Origin of the sequence: Synechococcus sp. WH 8016 (assembly GCF_000230675.1) — a bacterium.
Classification (GTDB): Bacteria; Cyanobacteriota; Cyanobacteriia; order PCC-6307; family Cyanobiaceae; genus Synechococcus_C.
The window spans coordinates 225,806-245,002 of record NZ_AGIK01000003.1 but is presented as its reverse complement, the minus strand read 5'-3'; the positions used below and the strand labels follow the sequence as shown (position 1 = coordinate 245,002).

The window sequence follows — 19,197 nt, the reverse complement described above, 5'->3', positions numbered from 1 at the left end:
GATGTTTCGTTCGTTTCAACAGCGCACCTGGCTCTCGGTCACTCTTTGGGTGGTGATCATCGCGGTAATCGTTGCTGCTCCATCGGTTCTGCCTGTGTTCCGCCTTAACCTTTTGGGTCGGTTTTTATCTCTAGCGATCGTGGCGCTTGGGATTGATTTGATTTGGGGCTTTACCGGTCTTCTCAGCCTCGGGCAGGGAATTTTCTTTGCTCTTGGAGGTTATGCCGCTGCGATGTATCTCCAACTCAGGAGTTCTATTGATATGCCCAACTCCATTCCTGAATTTTTCAGTCTGTATGGGGTTGATCGGTTGCCATTGTTCTGGGAGCCTTTTCGCTCGCCTCTCTTTACGCTCATCGCAATTTGGCTGATCCCTGCTTTGCTTGCAGCTGTGTTAGGGAATTTAGTGTTCCGTAATCGAATTAAGGGTGTTTATTTTTCGATTCTGACCCAAGCCGCTCTCTTGGTTTTTTTCAATTTCTTCAATGGACAGCAAAAGCTAATTAATGGCACCAACGGTTTGAAAACAGATGTCACTGTGCTGTTTGGTCAGCTCGAGTTGGGATCGCCAGAGATGCAGCGAGGCTTCTTTTGGGTGACGGCTGTTGTTGTGATCATCGTCTGGATGTTTTTACGATGGGTTGTGCGTGGTCGTTTTGGAAATGTTCTGATTGCGATCCGCGATGATGAGCCCAGACTTCGCTTTGCTGGGTATAACCCAACATTGTTTAAAACAATCGTGTTCGCAATCGCTGGGGGCTTGGCGGGTATCGGTGGAGCGCTCTATACAGTGCAATCTGGAATTGTTTCCCCCCAGTTCATGACTGTTCCCTTTTCGATCGAAATGGTGATTTGGGTTGCTGTTGGTGGTCGTGGAACATTGGTAGGAGCGATTTTGGGATCCGTTGTAATCATGTATGCCAAAAGTTTGGTAAGTGAAGCCTTACCGGAAACTTGGCTTTTCATTCAAGGTGGGTTGTTTATTCTTGTGGTGACGGCACTGCCTGAGGGTGTGATTGGTTGGTTCAGAGGAGAAGGACCAAGAAATGTGATGTCTCGCCTGGGTTTTTCTCGGCCGATTGGTACTTATCCTCAACTTGAAGTTGATGGCAATGAGGAGGTGCAGCCATGAGCCGAATCGTTTCTGGCTCCAGAGCACTTCTGGAGCTCAAAGACATCACAGTTAGTTTTGATGGTTTTCTTGCCCTTCGAGACCTAAATCTGAGCTTGCAACCTGGAGAGCTTCGGGCTGTAATCGGTCCAAATGGGGCTGGGAAAACCACGTTTCTCGATGTCATCACGGGCAAGGTTGCTCCCAGCTCAGGAGGCGTGCTTTTTAAAGGTCGCTCTCTGGTTGGAATCCCTGAACATCGCATTGCTCGGCTTGGAATCGGTCGTAAATTCCAAAGCCCGCGTGTGTTTGAAGATTTAACGGTTCAGGACAACTTGGCATTGGCTGTAAGTCGGTCAAAGCAGCCTTGGACTTTGCTTTTTGGTCGTATTAGTGCTGAACAGCGAGACCAAGTTCACCATCTCATGAACATCGTTAATCTTCAATCACGTTCCGACTGGAGAGCTGGATCTCTGTCTCATGGACAGAAGCAGTGGTTAGAAATTGCGATGTTGGTTGGTCAGGATCCTGACCTCTTGCTGGTGGATGAGCCAGTTGCAGGTCTTACAGATGAGGAAACTGACCTAACGGCTGATTTGCTGAAGTCTTTGGCTGGAGAACACACTGTTTTGGTGATTGAGCACGATATGGAATTCATCCGTCGTCTTGAGAGTCCGGTGACCGTGCTGCACCAGGGTCATGTTCTTTGTGAGGGCTCGATGGATCAGGTGCAACAGGATCCTCGAGTGATCGAGGTTTATTTGGGAACTACGGAGGACGAAGATCAATGACAATGCTCGAGATTCGGGGTCTCAACACCTATTACGGCGAAAGCCATATTCTTCGAGATGTTGATCTGAGGGTCCTCGCTGGGGAAATGGTTTGTCTCATCGGCCGGAATGGAGTTGGTAAAACCACACTCCTTAAGTCTCTGATCGGTTTGCTTAAACCACGATCCGGTGAGATTATTTTTGAAGGTCATGGAATGGAGCGTCAGCCTCCTCATCAGCGTGCAAGGTCTGGACTTGGTTATGTACCTCAGGGGAGGGAAATCATTCCTCAATTAACTGTTGAAGAAAATTTGATGTTGGGGATGGAGGCTCTCCCAGGAGGTCTTTCTCGAAATCGTCGAATTGATCCTTTTATTTACGAGCTCTTCCCAATTCTCCAGGAGTTTCTTTCACGTAAAGGAGGAGATCTCTCCGGAGGTCAGCAGCAGCAGCTTGCTATTGCTCGTGCTCTCTTGGGCCAGCCTAAATTGTTGCTTCTTGATGAGCCAACGGAAGGGATCCAGCCCAATATTGTGCAAGATATTGAAGCTGCCGTTCAACGAATTATCGCTGAGAAAGGGATTGGAGTTTTGCTTGTGGAGCAGCATTTGCATTTTGTTCGACAAGCGGATCGTTATTACGCCATGCAGCGCGGTGGAATTGTGGCGAGTGGCTCTACGTCCGAGCTCAGCCAAGATGTGGTGGATCGGTTTTTAAGTGTGTGAGCGCGTGGGGTGACACTTCTGGTAGAGCGCTGTTGACTGCAATCGGCAGCACCAGTAGGGCCATCCCCGCCAGGACTCCGAGATGGGCCAGGTTCGAGAGTTCCAGGGGTTGTCCTTGGCTGAACAGCTCCATGTCCAACACAAGTAGTCCGAGATAAAGCCCCCACCAAAGTCCTGCTTTGGTTTCAATCTGCTGGTGTTTTCGCCAGTTGTGGAGAGCAAAGAGCAGGCTCGGGATTCCGATGGCGAGCACGGCTCCCTCTAGCGCTGTACGTCCGCACCAGTTCGTTGCCCACGTCGCCATCACAAAGGCCAAAGCACTGAGTGCTCTGGGATAGGGAATCCGAAAATGGCCCTGCTCTTGAGGAAGTTGTTGGCGCAGCGCTAACAAGCTTGCGGGTCCCATGGCTAAAGCGATCATCTGGGCTGCGGTGAGAAAGGCCACAACCTGTTGCCAGCCTGGGCCGATGAAGAACAGGGCACAGCCAAGGATCAGGCTGCTGATGACAGCAATATGTGGCACCCCATTTCTGTTGACCCGACCAAGGGATTCAGGGAGCAGTTTGCAGCGACCCATCATCCAGCTCACTCGCGCCGATACTCCCAAATAGGCCATTGCGGTGGTGCTGGGGGAAAGGGCTGCGTCGATGAGTAACAGCACCACCATCCAGCCCAGACCAAGGCCAAGGGCCAGGGCTGCGAGTGGGCCGCCATGTTGGCCAAGGCTCAGTTGGGACCATCCCTGCTGGAGGGCTTCCGGCGGCACGCTCACCAGGAATGACCACTGCAGCACCAGGTAAATCAACAGGCTGATGCCGAGCCCAAGTCCCATGGCGAGCGGCACATTGCGTTGGGGGTTGCGCGCCTCTCCAGCAAGGTCAACGGCTGTGCGAAAACCAAGGAGGCAGAAAAGAATGCCACCGCTTCCCACGGCATTCACAAGTTCCGTACCGCTACCACTCTTGACGGCCGCTGTGTTGCTGCCGATCGTGACTGGAATGCTCATATTGCCCCAGTGCTGACTGAGCAGCATTAACACAGCCGCCACCAGGAGAGGCACGATCAACTTCCAGATGGTGAGGTTGTCGATCCAGCGGGCGAGACCCTTCACACCGTTGAGGTTGATCCAGGTAAAGAACACCATCAACAGGATGGCGACAGCTAAACCGGCTCCGCTGAGAACTTGCGTGCCGTTGCGTTCCTGCGTGAGCCAGGGCAGGCTGCTGTCGAGATAATCGAGCATCGCTAAGAGCTCGATGGTTGGCACGCACAGATAGCTGATCCAGATGCTCCAGCCACCGACGAAACCCGATAAGCGACCGTGGCTGAGGAGTGGAATCTGGGCCAATGCCCCGGAACTGTTGATGAGAGAGCCCAGCTCTGCAAAGACCAGAGCGAGAAGAAAGGAGATCAAGCCTCCTAGAAGCCAGGCGGGAAGGCTGGCGGGTCCGGCCGTTCGGGCGGCGTAATAGGAGGCGAACAACCATCCCGATCCAATCGTTCCGGTGACGACGGTGAGGGTGAGGCTTGTGAGGCTTAACTCACGCCGTAATTCCATATCGCCAATCGCTTGTTGCTGCGCTCAGGATGGCAATGATTCCTCAGAATGAGATGACAGTAAGGATCTCCAAAGGGCTTCTCCCCGGCCGCTGATCGTGAGTGGCTCATCATTCACGTGGTTGATCGTCTTACAGCCAAGACTGTTGATTAACAACCATTGATCACCTGGTTGAGGTTTGGATGAAAGCGACAGCTCTTTAATCAGCCCCTGTTTGAGGCCTTGACCCCGCATCACTCCAGGTAGGCAGCCATCACTTAAAGGGGGTGTGAGCCATTGGCCATGGCGGAGTACGACAAGGTTGGCGCTGCTTCCGCAGCACAGTGAGCCATTGGTGCTGAGCATCAATCCATCGTCAGCTCCCCTCTGTTGAGCTTCCCGGCGCACTTGAATCGCTTGTCCGTAGGCAAAGGTTTTGCATCGACTCATCAGACTGGAGGCATGCCGATATTCATGACGACTGATCCATGTGCTGATGGACTCGAACGTTGGCGTATGGGTTTGTAAGGTGAGCCAAAAGCGATGCCTGGAGGGGTCGGCTGCGTTGTGATCGAGCCCAATTCCTCGTTGGCTTCCATCGCCTCGACTCCAGTTCAGGCGCAGGGCACCCTCCCCATGCTCCAGCCCGAGTCGCTGGATCGCTTCTTGAATCAACGAAACCAACCAGGGTTTTTGGGGTGGTGGTGCCATCCCTAACAGCTCACAACTTCGCTGCCATCGACGGAGGTGTGCATCGAATAGGCAGGGACGGTTGTGTTGAACGAGAATCGTTTCGAACAGTCCGTCGGCGAGCTGCAGCCCCCGATCGCTGAGTGGCAGCGTCAGCTCTGCAGGCCGACCCCATGCTCCGTTGATCCAGGCGATGGAGTGTTGTGGCTCAGATGCTGTCACTCCAGTGCCTCTAACAGTGGTAGCAGTTTCCAGTCCAGTTCATCGGCTTCTGCTTGAGGATCCGAGTCGGCAACGATTCCGCAGCCTGCATGCACCCGAAGCTCGTTGTCTTTGCGCAGAACGGTGCGAATCAAAATATTGCTGTCAAAACGCCCATCCCAGTTCAGCGTTAGCAAAGAACCGCAGTAAGGACCTCGACCTTTGGGTTCTAGTTCTTGAAGTCTTTGGCATGCCCTCAGTTTTGGTGCACCACTAATCGAACCACCTGGCCAGCTCGCCTCTAGGAGATCCACCCAGGTCAGCCCGTCTCGGAGTTGGCCTTTGACGACCGAGGTGAGGTGGTGGACTCGGGCATAGCTTTCGAGCTTGACCAGTTGAGGGACATCGACGCTGCCAGGCACGCAGACCCGGCCAAGGTCATTGCGCAGCAAATCGACAATCATCACGTTTTCGGCACGGTCCTTTTCGCTGCAAACCAATTCAGCGGCTTGGTCGGCATCCTGTTGTGGATCGGAGTCCCGAGGGCGTGTTCCTTTGATGGGTCTCGTTTGAACAGCACCGTTGGGCAGCACTTCCATGAAGCGTTCCGGTGATGTGGACAGGAGTGCTTCGCCATCGGCCTCACCGCTGGCAACGACGAGACCTGCAAAGGGTGCGGGACAGGTTCGACGCAAGCGCAGAAAGAGCTCCAAATTGTTGATCGGCTCTCGCAAGGTTGTGCTGGTGCAGCTGGTGAGATTGGCTTGAAAGAGATCGCCCATCGCGATCAGTTCACGGATTCGCTCAACGCCCTTGGCATAGGCCTTTCTGTCGCAGTGGCGTATCCACGCTGTATGGAGCGGGTTGGGGCTGCGGTGTGCGTCAGGGTGTTGTTTGAATCGTTCACGCAGTCCCAGAATCCAGCGCTCCATCGCGGCATGGCGCTTGGCATCAAGCCCCTCAATCCAAACCTCCTGTTGTTGGAGGTCAAAGCGCAGAACGGGGTCGTGGCGACCGATCCAAAGGCTGGCCATGGCATCGCTTCGCCAAGCGTTTGTGGGTTCGAGCCAGGCGGCAGCGTCGTAACTCAGCCAGCCCGTCCAGTGCCCAGGATTGAGCGAGCGCAGAGCCTCAAATGGATTGGTGGAACCAACCTCTCCTGGTAACCCCCGGCAACAGAGTTGCTCGAGAGGGTCAGCGGCCAGGGTGAGCCAACGGCCCAAGTCGCTGGCATCCCCGTCCAGCCAAATCAAGCCAGCGTCTCCGTGCTCTTGGGCGAGCGCTTTGGCCACGGAATCAGGTTCGATCCAGGGATGGCTGCTGCGAATCAGCTTCTGGGTGCCGGCGTGATTGGAGGTCATGGACGGCCTGGGCTGCACAGGTCCGGCCGTCCGGCGGCGAGCAGTGCTTCATCACGGATTCGGCAGCTGTCGCAGACACCACAGGGCACGTCTTCGCCGCTATAGCAACTCCAGGTGCGTTCGATGGGAACCCCTAGATGTAGTGCTTCTTCTGCAATTTGCTGTTTACTCCACTCCACAAGTGGTGCCCATAGCTTTGGACCATGGCCTTCTCGTCCAGCGCGGCTGCTGAGGTCTGCAAGATCTTGGAAGGCCTTTAAATAATCCGGCCGGCAGTCTGGATAGCCCGAGTAGTCCACGGCATTGACGCCCAGCACCAGTTGATCGGCACCCCGCGCTTCGGCGAGGCTGAGGCCGATTGCAATGAACACGGTGTTGCGCCCTGGCACATAGGTGCTCGGGATGATGCCTGGCTCAACGCCGTTTGTAGGAAGGGTTTGGGCGTGATCGGTGAGCGAGGAGCCTCCCCACATCGCCAAATCCACCTTGATCGTGTGGTGTTCAGCCAGATTGAGGGCGTTAGCGATGTCTACGGCAGCATCCAGTTCACGCCGATGGCGTTGGCCGTAATCAAAGGAGAGGCCAATCACGCGGAAGCCTGCCTTCATGGCGAGTGCCGCGGCCGTTGCGGAATCGAGCCCTCCCGAGAGCAGGGCAATCGCGGTGGAATCGGTCATGCTTGCATTCTGTTGCCGTGTGGGTATGACCATGGGTCTGGGATTCTTGAGGCTGGCACTGCCGCTGCTGATGGTGGCTGCTTCAGCTCCTGCTGTGGCGATTCCCCGTCTTGACCTGAGTGGTTATCCAGCACCCAAGCAAGGCCTCAAGCGTTGGCTGATTCAGCCCTCGGGCCTGCTGCCGAAGAGTGACGACGCCATGATTTCGCCCCATCCACTCGATTGGCGCATTCAGTTGATCGTGGGAAAGGAGGTGGAGGTTGATTGCAATGTCAAGCGCTTGTCGGGGCCGTCTTTATCGATGCAGCGACTGCCTAAAGCTTCTGGGAAGGCCCTGTTTGAAGTGAGTGGGCCAGTGCTTGTGCTGAGTACGCGCATGGCTTGCACGTCGGAACAGGCCCAAGGCAAATCCTTTTTGTCCCTCGGCAAGCAGCCCTATTTGATTCCCTACAACGCCTCTTGGCCGGTAGTGGTGGATCTGCCTGAGGGCGTGGAGTTGCGCTGGCGAGTTTGGAAAGCGGAGACGCGTCAACAGGATGCTGTGAAGCTTTGACTGGGATGAGAGATCGCTAGCGCACGCCAAGCCATTTGTGGCTTTGCATGCTCAACCTCCAGCGCTGATCTTGCCGAACTTTGCCGATGGCGAGTTGCAGGCCTTCCTCGCAGTCCCAGCCAGGCTGAAGCAACCAATTGGCTTGGGGCGCTTGTGCTGCCACCACCTCCGCAAACAGCAGATCTGCCGGCTCGTGCACCACAACCTTGAGCTCATGACACGCTTGCAACACATCCGGCCTTGGAGGCTTGTGGCGCTTTGGCGAAAGGGTGATCCAGTCGGGGGCACCACTCAATCGATCGACGCCACTGGTTTCAAGATGCACGGGCTGAGTGCACTGTGAGCGAATCGCAGCGGTGAGCTCATCAAGGTTGTGGTGCAAGGGTTCTCCACCGGTGATCACCACGAAGGCGGCTCCGCTGTCAGCAGCATCAGTGACCTCAGTCGCTAAGTCCATCACCAGACGCTTCGGATGCGAGTCAGCAGGCCATGAGTGCTTGGTGTCACACCAGCTGCAGCCCACAGTGCATCCCGCCAGGCGGATGAAAAAAGCACTTCGCCCTGTATGAATCCCTTCCCCTTGCAGAGAGTGGAAGGTCTCAACAACGGGCAACGCGTGGGTCAAGGCTGCAGGCTGGGATGACTGGATCCAGTCGCTGAATTGTTTTGTTGGCGCATGGCTTCGCTGGGGCTGGAGGGCAAGCGTTGTTGGGCCGCTTCGATCAGACCCCGGAAGAGGGGATGGGGCCGGCCGGGTCTTGATAGGAATTCAGGGTGGTACTGACAGGCTGTGAAGAAGGGATGTTCAGGGAGTTCGATCAGTTCCACCAACCGGCCATCGGGGGAGCTTCCGCTGATTTCGTAGCCAGACTCGAGAAACAGGTTGCGGTAGGCGTTGTTGAATTCGAAGCGATGGCGATGGCGCTCATAGACCACTTCTTCCCCATACAGTTTTGAAGCGAGGGTGTCTGCAGCAACCCTGCAGGGATACACCCCAAGCCGCATCGTGCCTCCAAGGTCCACAACGTCTTGTTGCTCAGGCAGAAGATGAATCACAGGATGGGTGGTTCCTGGCTCGAGCTCAGCGCTTGTGGCATCTGTAAGGCCTGCCAGATTGCGTGCCCACTCGATTACGGCGCATTGCATCCCTAGGCAAAGGCCAAGGAACGGCACGCGTTGCTCTCTGGCCCAGCGAATGGCGGCGACTTTTCCGTCGACACCACGGTTGCCGAATCCACCTGGCACGACCACGGCGTCCATGCCTTTGAGAAGGGCATCGGCGCCTTGATTTTCAATTTCTTCGGCGCAGACCCAGTGCAGATCGAGGGAGGCGTCTTGGGCTAAACAGGCGTGGCGCAGGGCTTCCACGACCGATAGGTAGGCGTCATTGAGTTGGACGTATTTGCCCACCAAGGCAACTTTGACCGCGGGACCGGGATTGCGGAGTTTGTGGACCAGTTGCGCCCAGTCCACCATGTCGCTGTCGTGATCTTCAAGGTCTAGGACGTCGAGGACTTCACGGCACAATCCTTCGTCTTCGAGCGTGAGCGGCACGGCGTAAATGCTGTCGGCATCCAGGGAGGGGATCACAGCGCGCTGGGGTACACCACAGAAGCCTCCGATTTTGCGTTTGAGCTCATCGTTGATGTCGCGATCACTGCGGCAGACGAGCAGATCTGGCTGGATCCCGATCGAGCGCAGCTCCTTAACGGAGTGCTGGGTGGGTTTGGTTTTCAGTTCTCCCGATGTGCCGATGAAGGGGAGCAGGGTGACGTGGATGTAGGCCAGATCGCGTCGCCCCACATCCCCTCGGAACTCTCGAATGGCTTCCAGGAAGGGCAACGATTCGATGTCACCAACGGTGCCACCGATTTCGGTAATCACCACATCGGCATTGCTATTCGAGGCCACACGGTGAATGCGGTCGCGGATTTCACCGGTGATATGGGGGATGACCTGGACGGTCCCGCCGTTGTAACTGCCTCGGCGCTCCTTATTAATGACGGATTGATAGATCGAGCCGGTGGTCACGCTGTTCAGGCGTGACATCGCGGTGTCGGTGAAGCGTTCGTAATGGCCTAGATCCAGATCGGTTTCGGCACCGTCTTCGGTGACAAACACCTCACCATGTTGAAACGGGCTCATCGTTCCTGGATCCACATTGAGGTAGGGATCCAGCTTCAGGATGGAAACGCTGTAGCCCCGAGACTTCAGCAGGCGCCCGAGGCTCGCGGCCACAATCCCTTTGCCGATGCTGGAGACCACACCGCCGGTGACAAACACGAACTTGGCCATGGCTTGCTCGGCAACGTGTCAATTTACCGCTGTAGACCTTCACCCGTGTAGCCGTGCGCACTCTCCTGATTAGTGGTGCAAGTCGTGGGATCGGTCGAGCGGTCGCTGAACGCGCTCTTGCTGACGGCCATCGCCTCAGCCTTGGGCTTCGCGATTTGGAAGCGTTGAGACAGACCTCCCTTGACCCTGATTTGGTTGGGAGTGAACGGGTCTTGCTTCAGCCCTATGCGGCTGAGGACCCAGCGGCGGCCCAGGCTTGGGTTGATTCCACCGTCGAGCATTTTGGTGGCTTCGACAGCGTGATCCATAGCGCTGGGATCTTCAGCCGTGTGCCGCTTCTGTTTGAGCCGAGCGAAGAGCATGAAATCGCCCACACCATCAATGTGAATTTGATGGGACCGTGGTGGTTGACGCGCGCTGCCTGGCCGCAGTTGGCATCCCATGGAGAAGGTCGCATCCAGGTTTTGGTTTCCATGAGTGGGAAGCGCAGCAAGGGTCGCCTGGCGGCCTACAGCGCCAGCAAATTTGCCCTGCTTGGTCTCTGCCAAACCATGCGCAATGAGGGCTGGGCTGCAGGAATTCGGGTGACGGCGATTTGTCCTGGCTGGGTGAATACGGATATGGCGGCTGCTGTGCGCAGCGGTTCGAGCGATCGCTGGCCAACGCAGGCGATGGAAGCCGAAGCGATGACGCAGCCCGAGGACATCGCTTCGATGAGTGCTGAACTCTTGAAACTTCCCAATCGGGCGGTTCCCTTTGAGCTTGCGGTCAACTCCAGCCTGGAGTGATGCTTAGTTTTCCAGCAGGCTGCGCAGCATCCAGGCTGTTTTTTCGTGGATCTGAAGCCGTTGGGTGAGCAGGTCAGCAGTCGGTTCGTCGTTAGCAGCCTCTGCCAGCGGAAAGATGCTTCGTGCTGTGCGGGCCACGGCCTCATGGCCAGCCACCAGCTCACGCACCATGTCGAGGGCTGCAGGTTGTTGCTCTGCTTCTGGGATCGAGGCCAAGCCGGCCAGGGTGGATCCGCCATGGGGAGCCAAAACGCCGAGGGCGCGAATGCGTTCAGCGATGACGTCGAGGGCGTTCCACAGCTCGGTGTATTGGTTCATGAACATCAGGTGCAATGTGTTGAACATCGGCCCGGTCACGTTCCAATGGAAGCCGTGGGTTTTGCCGTACAGCACGTAGGTATCTGCCAGCAGGCGGCTGAGTGCAGCCGCGATTTCTTCCCGTTGTGCGCTGGTGATGCCGATGTCGATGGCGGAGTGACGAGCCATGGTTGGTGAGAGTGGAAACGGCTGGTTGGTTTAGGAATCCAGGGCTTGGATGTAATCGCGCACCTTGCTGCGGCGCTGGGGTTGGCGCAGCTTCAAAAGGGCTCGGGTTTCGATCTGACGCACCCTCTCGCGGGAGAGGTTCATGTCTTCGCCGATTTGAGCGAGGGTTCGGGGAGTGTCGTCTTCAAGTCCAAAGCGACAGCGAATCACGGTGGCTTCCCTCGGGGTGAGCTCATCCAGCAGGTGTTCGAGATCGTCGTGGAGTGCATCACGGGTGAGGGTCTGCTCTGGTGTGGCGTGCTCGTCTTCGAGGAGCTCTCCAAGCTGGGTGTCTTGATCCCGGCCCACCTTGGTTTCCAGGGAGACGGAACGGGGGACGCGAGCCAGGGTTTGACGCACGGTGTCTTCGCTGACGCTGAGCTCCCTCGCTAGGTCTGTCACCGAAGCGGTGCGCCCCTCCGTGCTGGCAATTTCTTGCTGCACCCGTTTGATGCGGTTGAGCTTTTCGGTGATGTGGACGGGGAGGCGGATGGTGCGGCTTTGGGTGGCGATCGCCCTGGTGATGCCTTGGCGAATCCACCAGTAGGAGTAGGTACTGAAGCGAAAGCCTCGGGTGGAATCGAACTTTTCGACCGCCCGTTCCAGCCCCAACGTGCCTTCCTGGACGAGATCCAGCAGCTCCATGCCTCGGTGCTGGTACTTCTTCGCTACGGCCACCACCAAGCGCAAATTGGCCTGGATCATCCGGTCACGGGCCTTCCGCCCCTCACGCAGACGCCGTTGCAGGTCACGGCTGTCGGAGGTGATCAGATCCGCCCAGGTTTGATAGCCCTCGGTGAGGGCCAGGTTCAGCTCTTGCAAGGGCATCTCGGCAGCCCGTGCCCATTCCTGTCTTGTGGGCCAGTGAGAGAGATGGTTCGCCTCTCTCAACTGCAGTTCCTCAAGGCATAGCAACCGTTCGATTGCCGGATGATCTTCGGCGAATTGACGTTCTTCGCGCTTTAGGCGCTCGTATTGCTGCACGAGGCGCGACAACACCACCTCGTCTTCAGCGGTGAGCAGGTCCACCCGACCGATGTCCTGCAAGTAGAGACGCAACAGGTCGTTGCCGCCGCTCCAGCGGATCGGGGTGGATCCCGTCGATGAGGAGCTGGCGGACAAAGGACTGAGAATTCGATGAGATGTCTCAAGGGTCTCGGTTTAAGCCAGTTGGTCTGCAGAAACGTCGGTTTCTGTTCGGGTTTTGCGCTCCGACTAGTCAGTGTTCTCTGTCACGGGATCTACCCAGGTGCTCGCGACATGCAGATCCTCGAGCTGCTGCCCGGAGACCCCTGCCGGCGCTGCCGTCATGAGGCAACGGGCCTGCTGGGTTTTCGGGAACGCAATCGTGTCGCGGATGGAGTCCTCTCCCGCGAGCAACATCACCATGCGGTCCACACCAAACGCCAGTCCACCGTGGGGAGGTGCGCCCATGTCGAGGGCATCAACCAAGAATCCGAACTGCTCTTGGGCCTCCTCCGGAGCAAGCCCAATGCTGTTCAGGACTTCACGTTGCAGGGCGGAGTCGTGGATGCGCAGGGAGCCCCCTCCTAGTTCCAGGCCGTTGAGAACCAGGTCGTAGGCCTGAGCTCGTGCGGTGGGGAGGTTTTTTCCCCAATCTTCAGCGTTATCGCCCAGGTCGGTGGTGTTTGGGGCGCAGAAGGGATGGTGCAGGGCTTCAAGCCGATTTTCGTCCTTGTTGAATTCGAACATCGGGAAATCGACGACCCAGAGAAAATTCCACTGATCGTTCTCCCTATCGGGCTTCACGAGCCCCATCTCTTTGGCGAGATACTGGCGCACGCGGTCGAGAGCTTTGTTCACCGTCGCGGTGTCTCCAGCGCCAAAGAGCAGCAGGGTTCCGGGCTCAGCCCCGGTGCGCTGCAGCAGGGTTTGTTTTTGCTCGTCTGAGAGGTTGTCTTTGATGGCGCCGATGGTGTCGATTTCGCCGCCCTCTCGCACCCGGATGAAGGCCAAGCCACCGGCTCCTGCCGCTTGGGCTTCGCTGAACACATCACCACCGGGTTTGATCCGCACATTGGACACAGCGTCATTGCCTCCGGCAACCGCAATGCACTTCACGGAGCCGCCGGACTTCACGGCTCCACTGAACACCTTGAAGCCCATGTCTTTCACGATGTCGCTCACATTGGTGAGCTCCATGCCGTATCGGGTGTCGGGGCGATCCGTGCCGTAGCGCTCCATCGCCTCGTGCCAAGTCAGGCGTGGAAAGGGCAGAGGCAGATCAATCCCTTTGACCGTTTTCCAAATGGCGGCAATCAGACGCTCGTTGAGCGCGAGGATCTCTTCCTGGCCCATGAAGCTCATCTCCATGTCCAGTTGCGTGAACTCAGGTTGCCGATCTGCCCGTAGGTCCTCATCGCGGAAGCAGCGAGCCACTTGGTAGTACCGCTCAATGCCGCCCACCATCAGCAACTGCTTAAACAACTGCGGGGACTGGGGGAGTGCGAACCATTCACCACCGCAGACGCGACTTGGAAGGATGTAATCCCTGGCGCCCTCTGGGGTTGAGCGGGTCAGCACCGGAGTTTCCACTTCGATAAACCCTTCGTCTTCAAGGAATCGGCGTGCCGTTTGGATCGTTTGGGCACGCAAGCGCAGGTTGTCGTTCATGCGCTTGCGGCGCAGATCTAAGAAGCGGTGGCGGAGGCGCAGTTCTTCGCGCGTGTTTTCCTCGTCATGCACAGACACAGGAAAGGGCAACGTGCCCTTCACCCTGTTGAGCACGTGGATGCTGCTCGCTAAAACCTCCACCGCACCGGTGGCCAGTCGGTCATTCAGCGACTCACCAGGACGGGCCCGAACCAAGCCCTCGACTTGTAAGACGGTTTCACTGCGCAAGTGTTCGGCAACAGCAAAGGCATCAGCACCTAGGTCGGGATCCACGGTGATTTGAACCGTGCCGCTGCGGTCGCGCAGGTCGATAAAAATCACCCCGCCATGGTCGCGGCGACGATCCACCCAGCCGCAGAGCTGAACGGTTTCGTCGATGTGCGTGTCGCGCAGGTCGCCGCATCCGTTGCTGCGCATGGGAGTTTCGCTGGAGAGAGGCGAGTGTCCCACAGCCTGTGCCCACGACCTGTGCCCAGGAGCCCGTGCCCCAACTAGGAACGGCGATAGAACGGGCGTTTCACGACAGTGGCCGGCTGCAGCTGTCCACGGATCTCCACGCTCAGCTCTGTGCCGAGTTTGGCGAGGGCTGGGGGAACGGAGGCGAGAGCAATGGGCTCTTCGAGGGTGGGAGACCAGCTGCCGCTTGTCACCACGCCCACGGTCGTCCCGTTGTGGATGACGGGGTAATCGTGGCGAGCAATCGACCGCCCCTTCAGCTTCAAGCCCACCAGACGCTTGGACGGTCCCTGTTCAGCAGCTTGCTCAAGCGCGTCCCGTCCGATGAAGCTGGCTGGCATCTCCAGATGCACCAGCCACCCCAAGCCCGCCTCAAAGGGGGTGGTGCCGGCGTCCATGTCTTGGCCGTAAAGATGCATGGCTGCTTCCAGTCGCAGGGTGTCGCGAGCGCCAAGGCCGCAGGGTGTCACGCCCTCCTCAAGCAATTGCTGCCAGAGCTGCCGTCCGTCGTCTGCGTTGAGCAGCAGCTCCACGCCATCCTCTCCGGTGTAGCCCGTGCGGGCTGTGAAAACCGGAGCTTTCAGCCCGTGAATGTTGAGACTGCAGTGGCCAAAGCGCGGTAGCTCGCTGAGATCGCTGCCACTCAATCGCTCCAGCAGGCTGATGGCCGTTGGCCCTTGGAGAGCAACCAACACCCCGTCCTTCTTTTCGTCGAGGACCTGCAGATCAGCTTTCTCAAGATGGTGGCGAATCCAGGCTGTGTCGGTTTCTGCGCAAGCTGCATTGATCACAACCAGCAAGGTTTCGTGGTTCGCATTTACCAACGATGGTCCTAGGTCGTAAATGATTAAGTCATCAATGATTCCGCCCTGCTCATTCAGCAACACCGAATAGCAGGCTTGCCCCGGACCGATTCGGTGCAGATCACTCGGGAAGAGTTCTTGTAAAGCATCTTTGGGATTGGCACCTTCAATGCGCAGAACTCCCATGTGGGAAATATCAAACATGCCACTGCCGTTGCGAACGGCCTTGTGCTCAGCCATGAGCCCTGAAAACTGAACGGGCATCTCCCATCCAGCGAAGGACACCATGCGACCTCCGGCCGCGATGCAGAGGTCATGGAGCGGTGTGAAGTTCAAGTCCATGACCGAGGTGCGAGCACGCAAATCCTATGAACCAACTTTGCTCTTGCATCGGAATGATTCCCGGAAGTGGAAGCAAAGCAGCAGATTGCGGCGGTTTTGTGGTCCGCTTTGGCAAGCGTCCTTAGTCTGAGCTCGCGTTTCTGCAGGCGTGATGTGACTCAGTCAAGTTGTCAATCCTGCGTGCACTGCACTCCCCCTGCAGCAACAGGATCTGGATGGTGTCGGTTGCGACGACTGACCGTTCATGCGGAGTTGGCGAGCCAGGTGTTTTGTCACCACTGGACGTGTCGTCCACCATCACTTCCCGAGCTCAATCTTCAGGAACCTCTGTTGATCCCCATGGATCGTCAGTTGGATTTATGTGATTCGATGCAAACGTCTGATCAGGATTCCGAACGAACCGTTCGGTTATGAATTCGGCTCAAAATTTATTTTGGTCGTGTTGGATTCTTTGTTGAGGCTGGAGGGCTAGGGGGCTTATCAACGCCAAGTCTTAATGCTTGGTTGTTTGATGTTTCATGGCGTTGATTGAATGCCTGAGCGATGGTTTGCGTTGCTTATTGGGCCAGCAAGAGCAGCAGGCTGCGTGTGACTTTGGCCGCCAAAACGCTACTAATCCCACTCGGATCGAGTTGAGGAGCGAGTTCCACCACGTCTGCTCCGATGAGGCGGTGATTGTTTAGCTCGTTGATGACGGCTGCGAAATCGTTCCACACAAATCCACCTGGTTCTGGGGTCCCTGTCCCTGGCATCACAGCCGGGTCGAACCAGTCGAGGTCCACTGTGAGGTAGATCGGCCGTCCCCTGAGCGCGTTCATTCGCTCCGGGATGTCTTGAATGGAGATCAGGCGTCCGCTGCGACGCAGTTCTTTGAACTCATCACAGGTGCCGCTACGGATTGCAATCTGCATGAGCTGTTGGCTGGGAAGCACCTCCAAACAGCGGCGCATGGCGCAGGCATGGCTGTGACGGGCTCCAAGCCACTCATGCCGGAGGTCGGCATGGGCATCGAGTTGCACGAGCACGAGGTCGGGGTGTTGCTCCGCTACAGCAGCAACCGCACCAGAACTGATGGAATGCTCACCGCCCAGCATCAGCGGTTTCAGCCCTGCACCTAGCACTGTGCTGGTGGCGTGGCGCACGGCATTCACAACGGGCTCCGGATCGCCATAGGGAATCTCAACAGCTCCTATGTCGGCGTAAGCGATGTCTTCGAGGTCCCGATCCAGCTGGGGGCAGTAGGTCTCAAGACCTGTGCTCACCTCACGAATCGCGGCTGGGCCAAAGCGGGTGCCAGGGCGGAATGAGGTGGTGCCGTCATAGGGCACGCCAAAGAGGGCCACGCGGCACCCCTCAGGATTGCGCTGCGCTCCCATGAAAATGGCACCTTCATCGTCAAACAGGCTCTGATCCATCGGTTGGGCTTTGGGATTGGTCATGGATTCAGTTCCCGTTCAATGAAGGCTGGAATGGTGTGGAAGGCTCCTTGCTGCCAGCGGGGACTCCAGATGGCACACCCTTCGGCCACGGCCGTGGCGCGTTCGTTTTGAACGGTGAGGTAACGGGGCCCATCCTTTGCGGCAAAGGTCCAGCTCCACCAGCCACTGGGATACATCGGCACCCAGCCGTAGAGAGGATCAGCGTGGCCAAACAGCTCCCGAATGAGCTTCACCATGTCGATGTGCACTTGGCGGAAGGCTTCGGGTGATTCGCTTTGAGTGGCAAAGACACCCCCCGGCTTGAGGATGCGGCAGCAGTGGCCAAAGAAGGCACGGTTGAACAGGCCTTCCGCGGGCCCCGTGGGGTCGGATCCATCCACCAGCACTACGTCGTAAGACGCGTCTTCAGCTTCAGCAGCCCAGGCGATTCCATCACCAATTCTCAGCTGGAAGCGGGGGTCGTTCCAGCACCCGGCTCCGATTGAAGGGAGGTGTTCTTGGCTGAGCTCCACAACCCGGCGGTCGATCTCCACCATGTCGAGGTGCTTCACCCCTGGGTGGCGCAGGCATTCGCGGGCGGTCCCGCCATCACCACCGCCGATCACCAGCACGCGCTCGATGGCCTTGGCCGAACAGAGCGCAGGATGGACTAATGGTTCGTGATAGTGGCGTTCCTGGTGTTCTGCCGTCATCCAGCAGCCGTCTAAGAGGAGTCCTTTCCCGTAGCGCTGGCTATCGATCACAGTGATGCGCTGAAACGGGCTGGTCTCGTCCACCAGCACGCGTCCCTCCAGGCCGTAGCGCACGCCGTTGTGGTGCTCATCGATCCAGTTGCCACTGGTCTGAGGTGCCGTGGTCATGGCGGGTCGCTAGACGTTCGCTCCATCCAGCTAAAACCAGCACCGGTTTGAAGGCGAAATGCCAAGGTCAGGGGTGTCAGTCGGTCGTTCAGCGATTGATGCCGTGACGGAGTGCTGGAACGATGCCCCAGGACCTCACCGTGAATGCTCGCCTGGTGATCCCTTCAAGGGAGCTTCAATGGCGGTTTTCTCGCGCTTCAGGTCCTGGAGGGCAGGGCGTGAACACCACGGATTCTCGGGTTGAGCTGGTGTTCGATCTGGCGAATTCGTCGGCGCTGGGCCCCTTTCGGCGACAACGGCTGATGGAGGCCCTGGGATCGCGACTGGTGGATGGTTGTGTGCGTGTGGTGGCAGCAGAGGAGCGATCTCAGTGGCAAAACCGCCAGCGAGCGATGGCTCGGCTTGCTGATCTGTTGCGTGAGGGCTTGAAGCCACCGCCTCCCCAGCGCCGGGCTACGCGGCCTGGCAGAGGTGCGGTGCAGCGACGGCTTGAGGCCAAAGGGCGTCGCGGTCAGATCAAAAGAAATCGCCAACAGCGTCCGTCATTGGACGATTGATCGATGGGGCGCTTGCCCACTGTCAGCGGTGGTTGTTGGGTGCTGTGGGCTTGGAGGCTTGTTCAGCACGGATTGCCAGCTTTGCTTGTTGCCACACCATTTCAAGCTCCTTGATGCTGCGTCCTTGGAGATCTCCTCCCAGGGCGGTTTCCACGCGAGAGAAGCGATCGAGAAAGCGCTGGTTGGTGCCGGCGAGACCTTCTTCCGGCTGGATCTCACACCAGCGAGCCACATTCACAAGCGTGAACAACAAGTCACCAAGCTCTTCCTGAGCATGTTGTTGATCACCAGAAGACACCGCTTCCTTGAGTTCATCAAGCTCCTCATGCACTTTGTCCCAAACCCCCTTCATGTCATCCCACTCAAACCCCGCCTTGGCGGCTTTGCGCGAGATGGTCATCGCTCCAGCCAGAGCGGGTTGTCCACGGACTTTCTTGGTGAGTTGATCGCTCAATGGGCTGGTTGATTCGGAGGAAATCTCTCCCCGTTCCGTTTGTTCTGCGGCTTTGATGCTGTCCCAATTCGCGGAGACGGTTTCGCTGTCATGGGCTTCTGCATGGCCAAAGACATGCGGATGGCGGCGAATCAACTTGTCCGTGATTCCACGTGCAATCGCGTCGAGATCGAAGCGTTGTTGCTCCTGAGCGAGTTGGGCATGGAGCACCACTTGCAGAAGCAAATCGCCTAACTCCTCCTTGAGGTGCCGATCATCCCCATGGCGGATCGCGTCCACGACTTCGTGAGCTTCCTCTAGGACATAGGGCACCAAGCTCTGATGCGTTTGCTTGAGGTCCCAAGGGCAACCGTGGTCGGGGTCGCGTAATTGCGCGACCACCTCGACCAGATCGTGCATGGCGTCGCTCATGGGGGTAG

General features: G+C 57.5%; 20 protein-coding genes. 7 read left to right on the top strand and 13 right to left on the bottom strand.

Going from position 1 to position 19,197, the window contains the following annotated elements; genetic code table 11:
* Position 1: 1 nt before the first annotated feature.
* From urtC to urtE, 3 genes are read left to right on the top strand one after another with little or no spacing between them, the layout of a single operon-like run.
* The gene (gene urtC, locus SYN8016DRAFT_RS09745; protein WP_006854220.1) at positions 2–1,132 is read left to right on the top strand and encodes an urea ABC transporter permease subunit UrtC; all 1,131 of its coding nucleotides are present in this window, start codon (positions 2–4) and stop codon (positions 1,130–1,132) included.
* Positions 1,129–1,902 carry an urea ABC transporter ATP-binding protein UrtD gene (gene urtD / locus SYN8016DRAFT_RS09740; protein WP_006854219.1) on the top strand — a complete coding sequence of 258 codons (774 nt, stop codon included), beginning with the start codon at positions 1,129–1,131 and terminating at the stop codon, positions 1,900–1,902. Before urtC ends, urtD begins: the two co-directional genes overlap by 4 nt.
* A complete protein-coding gene (urtE, locus tag SYN8016DRAFT_RS09735; protein WP_006854218.1) occupies positions 1,899–2,606 on the top strand; it encodes an urea ABC transporter ATP-binding subunit UrtE in 708 nt (235 codons plus the stop codon). Before urtD ends, urtE begins: the two co-directional genes overlap by 4 nt.
* Here the strand turns inward: urtE and SYN8016DRAFT_RS09730 are convergent.
* From SYN8016DRAFT_RS09730 to queC, 4 genes are read right to left on the bottom strand one after another with little or no spacing between them, the layout of a single operon-like run.
* The gene (locus SYN8016DRAFT_RS09730; protein ID WP_006854217.1) at positions 2,569–4,164 is read right to left on the bottom strand and encodes an APC family permease; all 1,596 of its coding nucleotides are present in this window, start codon (positions 4,162–4,164) and stop codon (positions 2,569–2,571) included. The two genes, urtE and SYN8016DRAFT_RS09730, sit on opposite strands and share 38 nt — an antisense overlap.
* Before the next feature lie 24 nt (positions 4,165–4,188).
* The gene (locus SYN8016DRAFT_RS09725; RefSeq protein ID WP_006854216.1) at positions 4,189–5,055 is read right to left on the bottom strand and encodes an aminotransferase class IV; all 867 of its coding nucleotides are present in this window, start codon (positions 5,053–5,055) and stop codon (positions 4,189–4,191) included.
* Complete coding sequence (locus SYN8016DRAFT_RS09720) at positions 5,052–6,395, bottom strand: anthranilate synthase component I family protein (protein WP_006854215.1); 1,344 nt, start codon at positions 6,393–6,395, stop codon at positions 5,052–5,054. Before SYN8016DRAFT_RS09720 ends, SYN8016DRAFT_RS09725 begins: the two co-directional genes overlap by 4 nt.
* A complete protein-coding gene (gene queC / locus SYN8016DRAFT_RS09715; protein ID WP_006854214.1) occupies positions 6,392–7,072 on the bottom strand; it encodes a 7-cyano-7-deazaguanine synthase QueC in 681 nt (226 codons plus the stop codon). Before queC ends, SYN8016DRAFT_RS09720 begins: the two co-directional genes overlap by 4 nt.
* A gap of 31 nt (positions 7,073–7,103) precedes the next feature.
* Here queC and SYN8016DRAFT_RS09710 point away from each other — a divergent pair, with 31 nt between their 5' ends.
* Positions 7,104–7,625 (top strand): ecotin family protein, encoded by a 522-nt coding sequence (locus SYN8016DRAFT_RS09710; RefSeq protein ID WP_006854213.1) that lies wholly within the window; start codon positions 7,104–7,106, stop codon positions 7,623–7,625.
* 16 nt (positions 7,626–7,641) lie between these two features.
* Here the strand turns inward: SYN8016DRAFT_RS09710 and SYN8016DRAFT_RS09705 are convergent, their stop codons facing one another.
* Together SYN8016DRAFT_RS09705 and SYN8016DRAFT_RS09700 are read right to left on the bottom strand one after the other, a co-directional pair.
* Entirely contained in the window at positions 7,642–8,250 is a 609-nt protein-coding gene (locus SYN8016DRAFT_RS09705) for a 7-carboxy-7-deazaguanine synthase QueE (RefSeq protein WP_038014278.1), read from the bottom strand.
* The gene (locus tag SYN8016DRAFT_RS09700) at positions 8,247–9,920 is read right to left on the bottom strand and encodes a CTP synthase (RefSeq protein WP_006854211.1); all 1,674 of its coding nucleotides are present in this window, start codon (positions 9,918–9,920) and stop codon (positions 8,247–8,249) included. The genes SYN8016DRAFT_RS09705 and SYN8016DRAFT_RS09700 overlap by 4 nt, the downstream gene beginning before the upstream one ends.
* A gap of 53 nt (positions 9,921–9,973) precedes the next feature.
* Between SYN8016DRAFT_RS09700 and SYN8016DRAFT_RS09695 the strand changes: the two genes are divergently transcribed.
* A complete protein-coding gene (locus tag SYN8016DRAFT_RS09695) occupies positions 9,974–10,708 on the top strand; it encodes an SDR family NAD(P)-dependent oxidoreductase (protein WP_006854210.1) in 735 nt (244 codons plus the stop codon).
* Positions 10,709–10,711: 3 nt separating this feature from the next.
* Here SYN8016DRAFT_RS09695 and SYN8016DRAFT_RS09690 read toward each other — a convergent pair whose 3' ends face one another.
* From SYN8016DRAFT_RS09690 to gcvT, 4 genes are all read right to left on the bottom strand, one after another.
* Positions 10,712–11,194, bottom strand: a complete 483-nt coding sequence (locus SYN8016DRAFT_RS09690) for a Dps family protein (RefSeq protein WP_006854209.1) — start codon at positions 11,192–11,194, stop codon at positions 10,712–10,714.
* 30 nt (positions 11,195–11,224) lie between these two features.
* The gene (locus SYN8016DRAFT_RS09685; protein WP_038014277.1) at positions 11,225–12,355 is read right to left on the bottom strand and encodes an RNA polymerase sigma factor, RpoD/SigA family; all 1,131 of its coding nucleotides are present in this window, start codon (positions 12,353–12,355) and stop codon (positions 11,225–11,227) included.
* 93 nt (positions 12,356–12,448) lie between these two features.
* Positions 12,449–14,284, bottom strand: coding sequence for an aspartate--tRNA ligase (gene aspS, locus SYN8016DRAFT_RS09680; protein ID WP_006854207.1), 1,836 nt, complete (start codon positions 14,282–14,284; stop codon positions 12,449–12,451).
* A gap of 74 nt (positions 14,285–14,358) precedes the next feature.
* The gene (gene gcvT, locus SYN8016DRAFT_RS09675; RefSeq protein WP_006854206.1) at positions 14,359–15,468 is read right to left on the bottom strand and encodes a glycine cleavage system aminomethyltransferase GcvT; all 1,110 of its coding nucleotides are present in this window, start codon (positions 15,466–15,468) and stop codon (positions 14,359–14,361) included.
* Positions 15,469–15,648: 180 nt separating this feature from the next.
* On the opposite strand from gcvT, the gene SYN8016DRAFT_RS09670 reads away from it, so the two are divergent.
* Positions 15,649–15,882, top strand: coding sequence for a hypothetical protein (locus SYN8016DRAFT_RS09670; protein ID WP_050802735.1), 234 nt, complete (start codon positions 15,649–15,651; stop codon positions 15,880–15,882).
* A 143-nt stretch (positions 15,883–16,025) separates the two neighbouring features.
* Here SYN8016DRAFT_RS09670 and speB read toward each other — a convergent pair whose 3' ends face one another.
* Positions 16,026–16,907 carry an agmatinase gene (gene speB / locus SYN8016DRAFT_RS09665; RefSeq protein ID WP_006854205.1) on the bottom strand — a complete coding sequence of 294 codons (882 nt, stop codon included), beginning with the start codon at positions 16,905–16,907 and terminating at the stop codon, positions 16,026–16,028.
* Positions 16,904–17,767: a polyamine aminopropyltransferase gene (speE, locus tag SYN8016DRAFT_RS09660; protein WP_006854204.1), complete on the bottom strand. Its 864-nt coding sequence runs from the start codon at positions 17,765–17,767 to the stop codon at positions 16,904–16,906. Before speE ends, speB begins: the two co-directional genes overlap by 4 nt.
* A gap of 122 nt (positions 17,768–17,889) precedes the next feature.
* Here speE and arfB point away from each other — a divergent pair, with 122 nt between their 5' ends.
* Positions 17,890–18,324 carry an alternative ribosome rescue aminoacyl-tRNA hydrolase ArfB gene (arfB, locus tag SYN8016DRAFT_RS09655; protein WP_006854203.1) on the top strand — a complete coding sequence of 145 codons (435 nt, stop codon included), beginning with the start codon at positions 17,890–17,892 and terminating at the stop codon, positions 18,322–18,324.
* A gap of 22 nt (positions 18,325–18,346) precedes the next feature.
* On the opposite strand, the gene mazG is transcribed toward arfB, so the two are convergent.
* Complete coding sequence (gene mazG, locus SYN8016DRAFT_RS09650; protein WP_006854202.1) at positions 18,347–19,189, bottom strand: nucleoside triphosphate pyrophosphohydrolase; 843 nt, start codon at positions 19,187–19,189, stop codon at positions 18,347–18,349.
* Positions 19,190–19,197: the final 8 nt, after the last annotated feature.